Source organism: Burkholderia plantarii (genome assembly GCF_001411805.1).
Classification (GTDB): domain Bacteria; phylum Pseudomonadota; class Gammaproteobacteria; order Burkholderiales; family Burkholderiaceae; genus Burkholderia; species Burkholderia plantarii.
On sequence record NZ_CP007213.1, the window covers coordinates 2693034 to 2707290 of the forward strand.

Consider the following 14257-nt stretch of genomic DNA (forward strand, 5'->3'; position numbering starts at 1 on the left):
GCATGCAAGCTCTTCCCATTTTTCAGGAGTCGCTGCCATGTCATCTCCCAAGACTTTGCTCATTACCGGCGTCAGCAGCGGGTTCGGTCAGGCGCTGGCGCGCGAGGCGCTCGCGGCCGGCCATCGCGTGGTCGGCACGGTGCGCAACGAGGCGGCGCGGCAGGCGTTCGAGGCGCTCGACCCGAGCCGCGCGGTGGCCCGCCTGCTCGACGTGACCGATTTCGACGCGATCGACGGCGTGGTGGCCGACATCGAGGCGAACGTGGCGCCGGTGGACGTGCTCGTCAACAACGCCGGCTACGGCCACGAGGGCGTCATGGAAGAATCGCCGCTCGACGAGATGCGCCGGCAGTTCGACGTCAACGTGTTCGGCGCGGTGGCCATGACCAAGGCGGTGCTGCCGTTCATGCGCGCCCGGCGGCGCGGACACATCCTCAACATCACCTCGATGGGCGGCTTCATCACGATGCCGGGCATCGCCTATTACTGCGGCAGCAAGTTCGCGCTGGAAGGCATCTCCGAGGTGCTCGGCAAGGAAGTCGCGCCGTTCGGCATCGCCGTGACGGCGGTGGCGCCGGGCTCGTTCCGCACCGACTGGGCGGGCCGCTCGATGGTGCGCACGCCGCGCACCATCGCCGACTACGACGCGCTGTTCGATCCGATCCGCGCGGCACGCGAGGAAAAGAGCGGCAAGCAGCTCGGCGACCCGGTGAAGGCCGCGCGCGCGATGCTGACCGCGATCGACAGCGACGCGCCGCCCGCGCATCTGCTGCTCGGCAGCGACGCGCTCGCGTTGGTGCGCGGCAAGCTGGCGGCGATGGCCGAGGAAATCGACGCCTGGGAAACGCTGAGCCGTTCGACGGACGGCGCCGCGTAACGCGCGTGGCCTGATCGACAGCGGCCGGCGCGCCCGCCCCGCGCCATGCCCGGCGCGCCGGCTGGCTCCAGCCGGATCGGTCACGGACGCCTTAGATGGGGAGCCAGGGGCGGACGGCCGGACTTCCCGCGCCGCCGCGCGCTCAGCGCGGCACGGCCTCATTCGCCGCCCGCGCCCACTGCCCACGCCATGCCCGGCCACCCCAGCCAGGCCGCTCACCGACGCCCCATATGAGGCGCCAGGACGGTGGCGGGACTCTCCCACGCCAACGTCCGCTCAGCGCGGCACGGCCAGCACGCGGTCGCCGGCCACCACGTACAAGGCCTCGCCCGCCGCCCGCGCCGCCGCGCCCACTTCAAAACCGCCGGTGAATTCGCCGAAGGCCGGCAGCACGCCGGCCCGCGCGCCGAACCGGAAGCACGGCAGGCGCGCGCGGTCGGCGCCCGCCGCGAGCCGCAGCACCGGATGCTCGTGCCCGGCCAGCGCGTAGGCGCCGTCCACCACGCACGGATGATGGCAGAGCGCCCATGGCCCGAGCCGGTACGGCTCGCTCACGCATTCGACGCCGAATTCGTCCGGCAGCGCGCCCGCGTGCCGGTCGTGGTTGCCCTCGACGAGCACGAGCCGCAGCCCGGCATGCCGCAAGCGCCACGCGCGCAGCGCGCCCAGCAGCTCGTCGGCATGCGCTTCGCGCGCGTGCAGCAGATCGCCGAGGAACACGATCGAGGCCGGCCGATGCGCCGCGATCAGCCGGTCGAGCCGCGCCAGCGCCACGCCGGTGGCGCCGGCCGGCACGGGAATGCCGCGCGCGCGGAACACGGCGTCCTTGCCCAGATGCACGTCCGCCACGAACAGGCTGCGCCGCGCCGGATCGAACGCCGCGCGCCCGGCCGACAGCCGCAGCGCGTGCCCGTCCAGCTCGATCGTCAGCGTCCCGTCAGTCCCGGTCATGCGCCGCCTCGCGTCGCGCCGTGTTTTCGAGCGCGGCGAGCATGCGCTCGACGCGGTCGGCCAGTTGCTCGGTGCTGACCTTCTCGCGCAGGCGCGCGACGATCAGCGGGAACGCGAACGGCGTCGGCTTCGCCGGCTGCGTCAGCACCAGCCGGCTCTCGCGCATGCGTTCCAGCGCGTCCCGGATGCGCCGCAGCTCGAGCTCCTCGAGCATGACCTCGCGATCGGCCTGCACGAGCAGCAGGTTCGCGCCGTCGTGCTGGCGGAACACCTCGTAGAACAGGCTGCTCGACGCCTGCAGCTGCCGCGCGCTTTTCTGCTGCCCGGGATGGCCCTGGAATACCAGCCCCGAGACGCGCGCGATCTCCCGGAAACGGCGCGCGGCCAGCTCGGAGGCGTTGAGGCTCGCGAGGATGTCGTGCTCGAGCCCGTCCGGCGAAAACAGGCCGCCGTCGATCAGCGCCGGCCAGTCGAACGGCTGCGCCGACAGCAGCTCGAAGCCGTAGTCGTTCATCGAGATCGAGAACGTGCTGGGCCGGTCGCGCGCGACGCGCCAGGCGATCAGCGCGCCGAGCCCGACGTGCGCCATGCGGCCGGCGAACGGATAGCAGAACAGGTGGTGCCCCTCGCGCGTGCGCACGCGCTCGGCCACCAGCACGCCGGGGCCGGGCAGCGCGGACCAGCGCGCCTGCAGTTCCAGCAGCGGGGCCACCGCGCGCATCTCCGGTTCGCCGCCGGCCTCGCCGTCGCTCGCGCGCGCGAGCATCACCAGCACCGCGTCGGCCAGCTCCGACGACAGCGGCATCCGGCTGCCCGCCCATTGCGGCAGCGCGCCGCGCGAGCGGGCCGCGCGCCGCACGTAGGCCGTCATGTCGCGCACGCGCACGAGTTCGAGCGCACGGCCGGCGAACATGAAGACGTCGCCGGGCTTCAGGCGCGAGATGAACGACTCCTCCATGGTGCCGATGCGCCCGCCCGCCAGCCAGGCCACGTGGATGCTGGCGTTGGCCACGATGGTGCCGACGTTGTTGCGGTGGCGCCGCGCCAGGTCCTCGCGCGGCACGCGATAGACGCCGTCGGCATCGGCCGCCACGCGGTGATAGTCGGGATAGGCCGACAGCGAGGCGCCGCCGCGCTCGACGAAGGCCAGCGCCCAGTCGAACTCGGCCTGCGTGAGATCGCGATAGGCGTAGGCCGTGCGCACCTCGTCGTAGAGCGCGCGCGGCGTGAAGCCGCCGCCGATCGCCACCGTCACCAGATGCTGCACCAGCACGTCGAGCGGCTTGAGCGGCATCTCGCGCCCCTCGATGCGGCCCGCGCCGATGGCCCAGCGCGCGGCGGCGGCCTCCACCAGCTCCAGCGCGTGGGTCGGCACGATGGTCACGCGCGAGGTGCGGCCCGGCGCGTGGCCCGAGCGGCCGGCGCGCTGCATCAGGCGCGCGACGCCCTTCGGCGAGCCGATCTGGAACACGCGCTCGACCGGCAGGAAATCGACGCCGAGGTCGAGGCTCGAGGTGCAGACCACGGCCTTGAGCTTGCCGTTCTTGAGCCCCAGCTCGACCCAGTCGCGCACCGACTGGTCGAGCGAGCCGTGATGCAGCGCGATCAGGCCGGCCCAGTCGGGCCGCCGTTCGAGCAGCGCCTGATACCAGCTTTCCGCCTGCGAGCGCGTGTTGGTGAACACCAGCGAGCTGCGCGCGGCATCGATCTCGTCGGCCACGGCGCCCACCTGCCGCGTGCCGAGATGGCCGCCCCACGGGAAGCGCTCGATGGTCTCGGGGATCAGCGTATCGACCACCAGCGGCTTCGGCTGCGCGCCGCGCACGACCACGCGCGGCGTGCGCACCGCGTGCAGCAGCGCGTCGTGCGCGAGCGCGAGATTGCCGAGCGTGGCCGACAGCCCCCATACCTGCAATTCCAGGCGCCAGTTGGCGAGGCGCGCGATGGCGAGCTGGGTTTGCGTGCCGCGCTTGTTGCCGAGCAGCTCGTGCCATTCGTCCACCACCACCAGCCGCAGCCGCGCGAGCGTCTCGCGCGCATCGGCGCGCGTCAGCAGCAGCGACAGGCTCTCGGGCGTGGTGACGAGCGCCGACGGCATGCGGCGGTTCTGCCGGCCGCGCTCGGCGGACGGCGTGTCGCCCGTGCGCAGCCCCACCGACCACGGCACGCCGAGGCCCGACACCACCGCCTGCAGGGCGCGCGCGCTGTCGGCCGCGAGCGCGCGCATCGGCGTGATCCAGAGCACCGTCAGCGGGGCCGGCAGGCTGGCGCGGCGCACGGCGGCCAGCACGGCTTGCGCGGTGGGTTTGGCCGTCGCGGCTTGCCGCTTCGAACCTCGCGCCTTCGGGTCTCGCGGATCCGAGTCTCGCCTGTCCGAGGCTTGCGCATCCGGAGCTTGCTCATCCGGAGCTTGCTCATCCCGACGCTCCGCATGCGAATCCTCGAAGTCCGCGCCGCCAGCCTCCGGCGCAGCCGCGCCCGAACCTCGCCGCGCTTCCTCGCCCGCATAGGCAGCCAGCGCGCCGAGCCAGACCGCCCAGGTCTTGCCGGCCCCCGTCGTGGCATGCAGCAGCCCGCTCGCGCCGCGCGCGATCTCGCGCCAGACCTCCTGCTGGAACGCGAACGGCTGCCGGTCCTGCGCCGCGAGCCACGCGGCGATGCGCTCACCGATCGGCCGGCGCGCCGCGGCCGCGTCGAACGCGAACGGCGCGGGCCGAAACGCCTCGGCAACCGCGTCGAGCTTCGCCTGCGCCGCGCGCGTGCGCGGGATGCGCCGCCCCCGCGGCGCGCGCGACCGGCGCCGCTGCGCGTCGGGCGCATCGGGCGCATCGGGCGACGCGGCACGATCGTCACCGCCGTCGCCGCCGTCCGGCTCGTCCGGCTCGTCGAACCCGCGCGCCCCGCTCATCCCGGCGCCCCGTTCAGGAAGCCCTTCAACATGTCGAGCGTATCCGCCTCCTCGATCGACTTGTCGGTGCGCCAGCGCAGCATGCGCGGGAACCGCACGGCGATGCCCGACTTGTGGCGCGGGCTCGCCTGGATGCCTTCGAAACCGATCTCGAACACGAGCGTCGGCGTGACGCTGCGCACCGGCCCGAACTTCTCGATCGTCGTCTTCCTCACCACGGCGTCCACCTGGCGCATCTCCTCGTCGGTCAGCCCCGAATAGGCCTTGGCGAACGGCACCAGCGTGCGCACGCCGTCGGCCTCGTCCCACACCGCGAACGTGAAGTCGGTGTAGAGGCTCGCGCGCCGGCCGTGGCCGCGCTGCGCGTAGAGCAGCACCGCGTCGATCGCGTACGGCTCGATCTTCCACTTCCACCAGACGCCCGACGCCTTGGTGCGCCCGACACCGTACTCCGACGCCGCCGCCTTCAGCATCAGCCCCTCCACGCCGCGCGCGCGGCTCTCGGCGCGCCGCGCGGCGAGCGCCGGCCAGTCGCCGGCCGTCACGCGCGGCGAGACGCGCAGCAGGTCGACCGCGAGCGTGCGCGACAGCGCCCCGGCCAGCGCCTCGAGCCGCGCGCGCCGCGCCGTGAGCGGCTCGCCGCGCAGGTCGCGGCCGTCGGCCTCGAGCAGGTCGTAGGCGAGCAGCGCCGCCGGCGAATCGGCCAGCACCTTCTTCGTCAGCGACTTGCGCGTGATGCGCGGCTGCAGGCGCGCGAACGGCAGCGGCGCGTCGGCGCCGGGCTCCCAGGCGAGAATCTCGCCGTCGATCACGGTGCCGTCGGGCAGCGCCTCGCCGAGCGCGGCCAGTTCAGGAAAGCGCTCGGTGACGAGATCCTCGCCGCGCGACCAGAGCCAGACGCGGCCGGCGCGCTTGACCAGCTGGGCGCGGATGCCGTCCCACTTCCATTCGACGATCCAGTCGGCCGGCGGCCCGAGCGTGGCCGGGTCGGCCTGCAGCGGATGCGCGAGGAAGAACGGATACGGCAGGCCGAGGTCGCTTTCGTGCGGCGCCGCCGGATCGTCGCCGTCGGCCTCGGGCGCGACCAGCCGCAGATATCGCGCGGCGCTCGGCGCCTGGCGCGAATCGGTCCAGCCGACCATGCGCTGCGCGATGCGCTTGTGATCCACGCCCGCCACCTGCGCGAGCGCACGCACCACCAGCTGCCGCGACACGCCCACCCGGAAGCCGCCGCCGATCAGCTTGGTGAGCAGGAAGCGTTCGCTCCAGTCCAGTTCGTCCCAGTAGCCGGTCAGGCGCTCGCGCAGCGCCGGCGGATCGAGGCCGCGCAGGCCCAGCACGCGCTGCTCGATCCATTGCGCGAGCCCCAGCGCCGATTCGCGCGCGGGTGGCGGCAGCACGTGGGCGATCGTCTCGGCCAGGTCGCCCACGGCCTGATACGATTCCTCGAACAGCCACGCCGGCAGGCCGGCGCGCTCGCGCGCGGCATCGGCCAGCACGCGCGTGGGCACCGTCTGGCGCGGCTTGCCGCCCGCGAGGAAATACGAGGCCCAGGCCGCGTCCTCGGGCGCGGCGCTCGCGAAATAGGTAATCAGCGCCTCGAGCTTGACGTTGGTGGAAGTGGTCGCGTCGAGCGCGGCATAGAGCGTCGCGAAGCGTTTCATCGCGGCGTGCTCGCGGCCGGGTCCGGCGCATCCGCCGCGTCCTGCGGGTCGGGTCCGGCCGCTGCGTCGCCCGTGCCGCCCGCCTCGCCCGCGTCGAGCGCCTCGTCGCCGTACTCGGTCGCGAACGCCCCGGCGTCGAGCCCCTGCTCGCCGAGCCAGCGCACCATCGGCTCGATCTGGCCGTGCGTGACGATCACGCGCCCGGCGCCGCTCGCGCCGATCGCCTGCTGCAGCCCCGGCCAGTCGGCGTGGTCCGACAGCACGAAGCCTCGATCGACGCCGCGCCGGCGCCGCGTGCCGCGCAGGCGCATCCAGCCCGAGGCGAACGCGTCGCTGTAGTCGCCGAAGCGGCGCAGCCACGCGCTGCCCTGCGCGGACGGCGGCGCGATGATCAGCGCGCCGCGAAACGCGGCCTTGTCGCGCGCCGCGATCTCGCTGACGAGGCGCGTGGCGGGCAGATCGACGCCGGCCTCGCGATAGGCGCGGTTCAGCGGCTCGACGGCGCCGTGGCAGAAGATCGGGCCGATGCCGCGGTCGATCCCGGCCAGCACGCGCTGCGCCTTGCCGAACGCGTAGCAGAACAGCACCGAGGCGCGCGCCTGCGCCGCGTTGTGCCGCCACCAGGCGTCGATGCCGGCGAAGATGGCCGGCGCCGGCTCCCAGCGATAGATCGGCAGGCCGAACGTCGATTCGGTGATGAAGGTGTCGCAGCGCACCGGTTCGAACGGCGCGCAGGTCGGATCGGGCTCGACCTTGTAGTCGCCCGAGGCGACCCAGACGCGCCCACGGTGCTCGACGCGCACCTGCGCCGAGCCGAGCACGTGCCCGGCCGGATGCAGCGACACGCGCACGCCGTCGATCTCGATCCGCTCGCCGTAGGCGAGGCCCTGCACCTCGATGCCGGGCAGCCGCGAGCGCAGCACGCCGAGCCCCGGCTGCGCGGCCAGGTAGCGCCCGTGCCCGGCGCGCGCGTGGTCGGCGTGCGCGTGCGTGATCACGGCGCGCTCGACCGGCCGCCAGGGGTCGATATGGAAGCCGCCCGCCGGGCAGTAGAGCCCTTCGGGGCGGGCGATGATCAGGTCGGCGGCAGTGTCCACGCGAGTGCAGTCTCCAGTCGTCGATGCGGGCGAAACCCGGCGGGTCGAGTCTAGCCGATGCGGCTCGCGCGAGACGGGCGGTCAGGCGCGGGCCGGGGCGGCGGCTTGGCTTGACGAGCAGGGAAGCGAAAATCGTTCCCGATCGGACGAGCGACCGGCGGCGCGGTGCCGGCCCCCGCGCCCGCCCGCGTGGATGCGCACGGCCTGCCGCCCCGCGCCGCCTCGTGCGGCGTCGTGCGGCGTCGGAAGCGGCGATCCGGCGTGGCGGCGGCGCTGGCCGCCGGCTCTCGGCGTCGCGGCCGCATAGAAAATTCTTCTATGCATTGCACGAATTCATCGCAACTTTGGAGTTTTTTTCCGGGCCCGCGCTCGTATCATTTCCCATGCTTCAGACGAGTAATGGCACGCCACGGACATGACCGAGAACAACACACTGCACTACCTCGATTACGCCGCCACCACGCCGGTGGATCCGCGCGTGATCGAATCGATGGCCGCCTGCCTCGGTGCCGACGGCATCTTCGGCAACCCGGCCTCGAATTCGCATCGCGCCGGCCGGCTCGCGCGCGACAAGGTCGAGCACGCGCGCGCCCAGGTGGCCGCGCTGATCGGCGCCGGCGCCGACGAGATCGTCTGGACCTCGGGCGCCACCGAATCGAACAACCTCGCGCTGAAGGGCTACGCGGAGCACGCCGCCGAACGGCGCCACCTGGTGACGAGCCGCATCGAGCACAAGGCCGTGCTCGACACGATGGCGAGCCTCGCCGCGCGCGGCCTGCCGGTCAGCTACATCGCGCCGACCCGCGACGGCGAGATCCGCCCCGAGGACGTGGCGGCCGCGCTGCGCCCCGACACGGGGCTCGTCTCGCTGATGCTGGTGAACAACGAGATCGGCACGCTCACCGACGTCGGCACGATCGCGCGGCTGGTCCACGCAGCGGGCGCCCTGCTCCACGTGGACGCGGCGCAGGCGCTCGGCAAGACACCGATCGACGTGCAGGCGCTCGGCATCGACCTGCTGTCGATGTCGGCGCACAAGGTGTACGGGCCGAAGGGAATCGGCGCGCTGTACGTGCGGCGCGGCCTGGCCGGCCGGATCGCGCCGCAGATGCACGGCGGCGGCCACGAATCGGGACTGCGCTCGGGCACGCTCGCCACGCACCAGATCGTCGGCATGGGCCGCGCCTGCGAACTGGCGGCCCGCGAACTCGACGCCGACACGGCACGGATCGCCGCGCTCGCCACGCGCCTGCGCGACGCGGTGCTCGCGATCGGCGGCGTCGAGCAGAACGCGCGCGCGGCGCGCCGCATTCCGCATACGCTGAGCCTGACCGTGACCGCGCCCGGCTTCCACCCGTTCATGCTCGACGAGGCGCTCGCCGTGTCGTCAACCTCGGCCTGCAACTCGGCGGCCGGCGTGCCTTCGCACGTGCTGACGACGCTCGGCCTCGACGCCGCCGCGGCCGGCCGCACCGTGCGCCTCAGCGTGGGCCGCTTCACGGGCGAGGACGACATCGCGTTCGCCGTGGCAAGCTTCCGGCGCGCCATCGAGCAATGCCGCGCCACGGCCGAGAGCGGCTTCGCCGCCTCGCACCAGATCCTGCCGGACGACCTGAAGGCGATCCGCGGCGCCGGCTTTCGCGCCGTGATCTGCAACCGCCCCGATGGAGAGAGCGCCGATCAGCCGGCCTTCGCGGAGATCGCCGCGGCCGCGCGCGAGCTGGGCCTCGACGCGCGCTATCTGCCGGTCGAGGCGGCCGACCGGATCGGCGAGGCGCAGGTGGAAGCGTTCGGCGCGATGCTCGACGCGCTGCCGAAACCGGTGCTGGCGTATTGCGGCAGCGGGCGCCGCGCGGGCCTGCTGTGGGAGCGTCTGGCGCTGCGGCGCACGGTTTGAGGCGGTGGGCGGCCCGGCACTGCAACCCCGGTCCCCCTGACCATTGTTGGCTGGCGCGGAGCCCGTCCGCGTTTTCCTCGAACGGGAGGAATCGCCTCGACCAACGCCTCGAGTCGCGCAATGTCGTTGCCATTCGCGGCCGTCAAGATGACCGCGAGCGGGATCCAGGTTTCCGACATGCATGGACCCATGCGGGCCGGCGCGCCCGGCCCGACCGCGTCAGGCCCGTGTTCGGATCCCGGTGGTCGGGGCATGCCGAAGCTGTCTCGCCCGAATGGCGCCCGCGCCCGACCGGAGGACGGCGCCCGATCCCGGCCGTGAGCGATCGCCCTGCGGCGTCACCGTGGCAGGCGCGCCCCGCGGCGGCCAGGACCTCGACCCAGCATGGCGAGCGCGCTTGCGAGCACCGCCTGCCTGAATGCCTCGGGTCGCCTGGGCAGCACCGAGAACGGGCTCAGTACGTGGCCATACGAGACCGTCTTGCTGATCCCGTTGACGAGCAGCATGAACAAGATCTGCGCATCCTGCGGCGGCACCGCGCCGGACTCGATCGCGTCGGCGAGCAGCGGCACCAGGACGTCGTGATAAGGCCGCACGAGACGCTCGATCAGTACGTCCAGGCGTGCGCCGCTCTCGGTTGCTGCCGTCGAAAAGAACATGCCGACGTCGGGTGTCGAGAACACCTGATCGATCAGCAGCGACAGCGCCGCCTCCACGCGTTCGCGCACGCCTAGTCCGGCGGCGTCGCGCAACATCCCGGTCTGCTCGATCATCGGTGCGGCTTCGTCGGCGATCCGCTCCACCACGGCGAGCCACAACGACTCCTTCGAGCCGAAATGGTGCGCGACGAGCGCCGGGTCGACGCCCGACGCCTTCGCGATCTCACGCACGCTGGTAGCCTCGTAGCCACGCCGCGCGAACGCAATGCGCGCATTGCGCAGCAGCGCGTCGGCACCGCCCGCCTCGTTGGAAGCCGGACGCCCGCGCGCGCGACGCGGCGTGACGCCGGTGGCGGGTCGGGCGTGGTCGTTCGACGGTTTCATGGGTCGTAATCTGCAGCGTCTGGCCGGAACCCGAAATTCTAACCGCTGCCCGGCCCCGGATCGGCTCCGCTCCTTCCTGGTTTGACATGGGCACGTCCAAAACGTAGCATCGCCTAATTCATCACTTGAAGATTTATTTGCAATGGGCCGAACCAAGCGAATCGTGATCGTGGGTGGTGGCATTGCCGGGCTCCTGCTCGCGACGAAACTGGGCGACGCGCTCGGCCGCACTGGCCGGGCCCAGGTCACGCTGATCGACAGGAGCGCCACGCACATCTGGAAGCCGATGCTGCACACCATCGCGGCAGGCACTCGCGACGTGCAGCAGCAGCAGGTGATCTATCTCGCCCACGCGCGCGAGCACGGCTTCCACTACCAGCCCGGGGAAATGGAGGGGCTGGACCGTGACGCACGCGCCGTCAGGTTGGCCGAACTGCGGGCGCCGTCGGGGGAAGTGGTGATCGGCGCGCGCACCGTCGAATACGACGTGCTGATTCTCGCGCTCGGCAGCCGCGCGAACGACTTCGGGACGCCGGGCGTCCTGGAGCACTGCCATTTCATCGATAGCCAGGCGCAGGCCGAGGCCTTCAATGAAGCGCTACGTGTCCGGGTCTTCCAGAGTGTCGTGTCGAACAGCCCGCTGCGCGTGTCGATCGTCGGCGCGGGCGCTACCGGGGTCGAGCTGGCCGCCGAGTTGAGCCGTCTGCTCGAAGTGGCCGGAAGCTATGGCGATCCGGCAATCCGGTCGCGTCTGAAGCTGACGCTGTACGAAAGCGCGCCCCGCATACTCGCAGCGTTTCCGGCCGCGGTGTCGGAGTCGAGCGAGGCGCAGTTGCGACGCATCGGATTCGATGTCCGGACCGGCACACGCGTCACCGCCGCCGGCCCCGATGGCTTCGCGCTCGGCGACGGTAGCGCGCAGCCGGCCGATCTGATGGTGTGGGCCGCCGGCGTGAAGGCGCCCGAGTTTCTGGGCAAGCTCGACGCCATCACGTCGAATCGCTCGAACCAGATCTGCATCCGACCGACGTTGCAGTCGCTCGACGACGATCACGTTTTCGCGCTCGGCGACTGTTCCGTGCTGACGCTGCCGGGCGCCGAGCGTCCACTCGCGCCCACGGCCCAGGTCGCGACACAACAGGCGCGTTTTCTGGCGCGGCATCTGCCGGACTGGCTCGGCACCGGCAAGCTGCCCGACTTCGCCTTTCACGATTTCGGCGCATTGGTCTCGCTTAGCGACTACAACGCGTTCGGCACGCTCGGCCAATTCGGATTCTTCCGCGGCGGCTTCATCAAAGGACGCTTTGCGCAACTGAGTCACGCGATGCTGTATCGGCAGCATCAACAGGCGTTGCACGGGTTTCGCAAGGCGACGCTGCTGTGGACCGCCGAGCGCATCAACGCTCTCGTGCAGCCACGCATACGCCTGGTCTGACCCGGGCGCGTGTTTCGAAGCGCATGACGGCGGACCGATCGGATATCGGTCGCGTCGTCCCGCACCGGTGCCCGCCGTACCGGCGCGCCGCCTTCGCCGCGTATCGCCGCTTCGATCTCCATGCTGTCGTGACCGCGGGCTGGTCTCCGAACACCGCGGCGCCGCTCCCGCCTCGCGACCGCAAACCATCGGTCCCGGTTCGCAGGCATGCTCGCCGCGAGCAGCGGTGAGCGGCGGGAACGGCTCGCAAGCTCCGGCAGCCCGCGCGTCTGGCCGGCGACCTCGCCTTCCTGTCGGGCAAGCCCCGAACCGCCCGGCCGCCTGCGCCCGGCATCAATCCACGCGGCCATCGACGCGCGGCCCCATCAGGAACGGCGTATAGCGGATCGTGTAGACGAGGAACGCGACGATCCAGCAGCCGCCCGACGCGTCGATCCACGCCATGTACGGCACCGCCGGCACCAGCGGCCCGAACACGCGCAGCAGCGCCGCCGCGATCATCAGCCAGTAGCACGACCGTTCCCAGCGGCCGGCCACGAGCTTGCGGCCGGTGTGGCCGAGCGCGGTCCGCGTGACCATCGCGATGACCGCCCCGCCGATCGCGCCGACCGTCAGCGCATGCAGCGCCAGCGAATGCGGCACGACGCCGGCCGAGGCCAGCGCCAGCAGCGCGAAGCCGGCGGGAATCCACAGGCACGACACATGGAGGATCCAGAGGATCGGCCGGTTGCCCACGCGCCAGGACCGCCAGCCGACGATCCGGGCCGCATGCAGCAGCGCGGTGACCGCGCCCGCCGCGACCAGCAGCGCGGGCGGCGCGCCGGCGGCATCGGCGCCGAGCGTCAGCACGGCGGCCGGCGCGGCCAGCCTCTCCACCACGCGAAAGCGGCGCAGCGTGAAGCCGGGAATCGCGTTCATCGTGAACATCGGCACGACGCGCCCGGTGATCACCACCACGAAGAACACGACCAGCCCGGTCGCCGCATAGGCGGTGCGCAGCGCGAGGTCGGCGCGGCCCGCCGCGGCATACCACTGGAACAGCGCGTCGAGCACGCCGAACAGCGCCAGCACCACCGGGAGGAACACGTTGCGCCGGTTGCCCGCCGCCACCAGCACGCGCAGCAGCACGAGCGCCGTGATCGGCAGGAACAGCGAATCGACCACCGCCGCCACCGCCCACGGCCCGGACCAGATCAGCACGCGGCCCGCCGCCCACCACAGCCACAGCGCCGCCAGCGCGCCGCCGCGCAGCGTGTCTCGCGAAGTCCAGGCGCGCACGGCCGTGAGCAGGAAGCCCACCACGATGGCCGCCGCGAAACCGAAGATCATCTCGTGGACGTGCCACAGCAGGCCCGACATCGACGCCACGCGCCCCGCCGCCGGCACGCCGTGCAGGGCGGCCAGCCACATCAGCATCGCCAGCGCACCGAACGCGGCGCCGGCGGGATAGAACGGCCGCATGCCGAGCCGCAGCAGCGGCGGCACCGGGGAATGCGGCGCGGCCCGCATCGGTTCGCTGATCTTCATGCCGGCCTCCTGGATCGATGAATGCGCCGGCCAGCATAGCGCCGCTCGATTTGCGCGGGCGCCGCCCGGCGGCTGCCGGGCGCGGCACATCTCGCCATTCCATGATCGACGACAACACCGGGCGCGATTCGCCGCGACAATCGGCGCGCGTCCGTCGCTTCCGCTTCGTTCTTCGCCCCCACCTGTAACCGCCGCTGCGCGCGAAACGAATCCATGCCGGTGGCGCGATTCGCGGCGCGCGGCATCGCGGATGGCGCGCCGCCACCGTCCTGAAAGGAGAACGCCATGGACCGTCTGTTTTCTTTTGCCGGCGGCAGCGCCGGCACCTGGCATGTCACGTCGGCCCGCACGCTGGCCGGCGAAAGCCTGCCGCCCGTGGCGGCGCTCGCCGTCTCGCCGGCCGGCACCGGCGCGACGGCCGGCGCCGCGCCGGGCTGGCTGCTGCGCGGCATCACGAGTCACGAGCGGTACACGTCGGGCGACGAGAAGGCGCGCCTGACGGCTTCGCAGCAGGGGCTCGGCCGCGCCGCGTCCACCTGCGCGGCGCTGATTCCGCTGCGCAAGAACGCGGCGTGGTGGGCGCTGCCGCAGGACGCGCGCCGCGAGATCCTGGAGGATCGCTCCGACCACATCCGGATCGGGCTGCGCTACCTGCCCGCGATCGCGCGCCGGCTCTATCACTGCCGCGACCTGTCGGAATCGGAGCCGTTCGATTTCCTCACCTGGTTCGAATACGCCCCGGCCGACCGCGACCGCTTCGACGAACTGGTGGCGGCCCTGCGCGCGTCCGAGGAGTGGCGCTACGTCGACCGCGACATCGAGATCCGCCTCGAGCGGCGGTGAGCGAGGCCGGCGAAA

Annotated in this window: 11 protein-coding genes and 1 pseudogene; 4 read left to right on the forward strand and 8 right to left on the reverse strand. The window is 72.3% G+C overall.

Going from position 1 to position 14257, the window contains the following annotated elements:
• Positions 1 to 37: 37 nt before the first annotated feature.
• A complete protein-coding gene (locus bpln_RS28165) occupies positions 38 to 877 on the forward strand; it encodes an oxidoreductase (RefSeq protein WP_055140655.1) in 840 nt (279 codons plus the stop codon).
• Positions 878 to 1153: 276 nt separating this feature from the next.
• Here the strand turns inward: bpln_RS28165 and pdeM are convergent, their stop codons facing one another.
• The 4 genes from pdeM to bpln_RS28185 are packed head-to-tail and all read right to left on the reverse strand — an operon-like array spanning position 1154 to position 7497.
• The gene (gene pdeM / locus bpln_RS28170) at positions 1154 to 1828 is read right to left on the reverse strand and encodes a ligase-associated DNA damage response endonuclease PdeM (RefSeq protein ID WP_055140656.1); all 675 of its coding nucleotides are present in this window, start codon (positions 1826 to 1828) and stop codon (positions 1154 to 1156) included.
• A complete protein-coding gene (locus bpln_RS28175) occupies positions 1815 to 4736 on the reverse strand; it encodes a ligase-associated DNA damage response DEXH box helicase (RefSeq protein ID WP_063891347.1) in 2922 nt (973 codons plus the stop codon). Before bpln_RS28175 ends, pdeM begins: the two co-directional genes overlap by 14 nt.
• On the reverse strand, positions 4733 to 6400 hold the full coding sequence (locus bpln_RS28180; RefSeq protein WP_055140657.1) for an ATP-dependent DNA ligase: 1668 nt from the start codon (positions 6398 to 6400) through the stop codon (positions 4733 to 4735). Before bpln_RS28180 ends, bpln_RS28175 begins: the two co-directional genes overlap by 4 nt.
• Complete coding sequence (locus bpln_RS28185; protein WP_042628450.1) at positions 6397 to 7497, reverse strand: ligase-associated DNA damage response exonuclease; 1101 nt, start codon at positions 7495 to 7497, stop codon at positions 6397 to 6399. Before bpln_RS28185 ends, bpln_RS28180 begins: the two co-directional genes overlap by 4 nt.
• A 415-nt stretch (positions 7498 to 7912) precedes the next feature.
• Between bpln_RS28185 and bpln_RS28190 the strand changes: the two genes are divergently transcribed.
• Positions 7913 to 9394 (forward strand): aminotransferase class V-fold PLP-dependent enzyme, encoded by a 1482-nt coding sequence (locus bpln_RS28190; protein ID WP_055140658.1) that lies wholly within the window; start codon positions 7913 to 7915, stop codon positions 9392 to 9394.
• Positions 9395 to 9426: 32 nt separating this feature from the next.
• On the opposite strand, the pseudogene bpln_RS38030 reads toward bpln_RS28190, so the two are convergent.
• Positions 9427 to 9558, reverse strand: a pseudogene (locus bpln_RS38030) (IS5/IS1182 family transposase); the annotation flags it as partial.
• A gap of 174 nt (positions 9559 to 9732) precedes the next feature.
• A complete protein-coding gene (locus bpln_RS28195) occupies positions 9733 to 10437 on the reverse strand; it encodes a TetR/AcrR family transcriptional regulator (RefSeq protein ID WP_055140659.1) in 705 nt (234 codons plus the stop codon).
• Between the two features lie 142 nt (positions 10438 to 10579).
• On the opposite strand from bpln_RS28195, the gene bpln_RS28200 reads away from it, so the two are divergent.
• Positions 10580 to 11872, forward strand: a complete 1293-nt coding sequence (locus bpln_RS28200) for an NAD(P)/FAD-dependent oxidoreductase (RefSeq protein WP_042628453.1) — start codon at positions 10580 to 10582, stop codon at positions 11870 to 11872.
• 333 nt (positions 11873 to 12205) lie between these two features.
• Here bpln_RS28200 and bpln_RS28205 read toward each other — a convergent pair whose 3' ends face one another.
• Positions 12206 to 13399 carry an NnrS family protein gene (locus bpln_RS28205; RefSeq protein ID WP_055140660.1) on the reverse strand — a complete coding sequence of 398 codons (1194 nt, stop codon included), beginning with the start codon at positions 13397 to 13399 and terminating at the stop codon, positions 12206 to 12208.
• A complete protein-coding gene (locus tag bpln_RS36270) occupies positions 13396 to 13686 on the reverse strand; it encodes a hypothetical protein (RefSeq protein WP_123863816.1) in 291 nt (96 codons plus the stop codon). The genes bpln_RS28205 and bpln_RS36270 overlap by 4 nt, the downstream gene beginning before the upstream one ends.
• Between bpln_RS36270 and bpln_RS28210 the strand changes: the two genes are divergently transcribed.
• Positions 13685 to 14242, forward strand: a complete 558-nt coding sequence (locus bpln_RS28210; RefSeq protein WP_055140661.1) for a chlorite dismutase family protein — start codon at positions 13685 to 13687, stop codon at positions 14240 to 14242. The genes bpln_RS36270 and bpln_RS28210 overlap by 2 nt on opposite strands.
• The last annotated feature ends 15 nt before the right edge of the window (positions 14243 to 14257 follow it).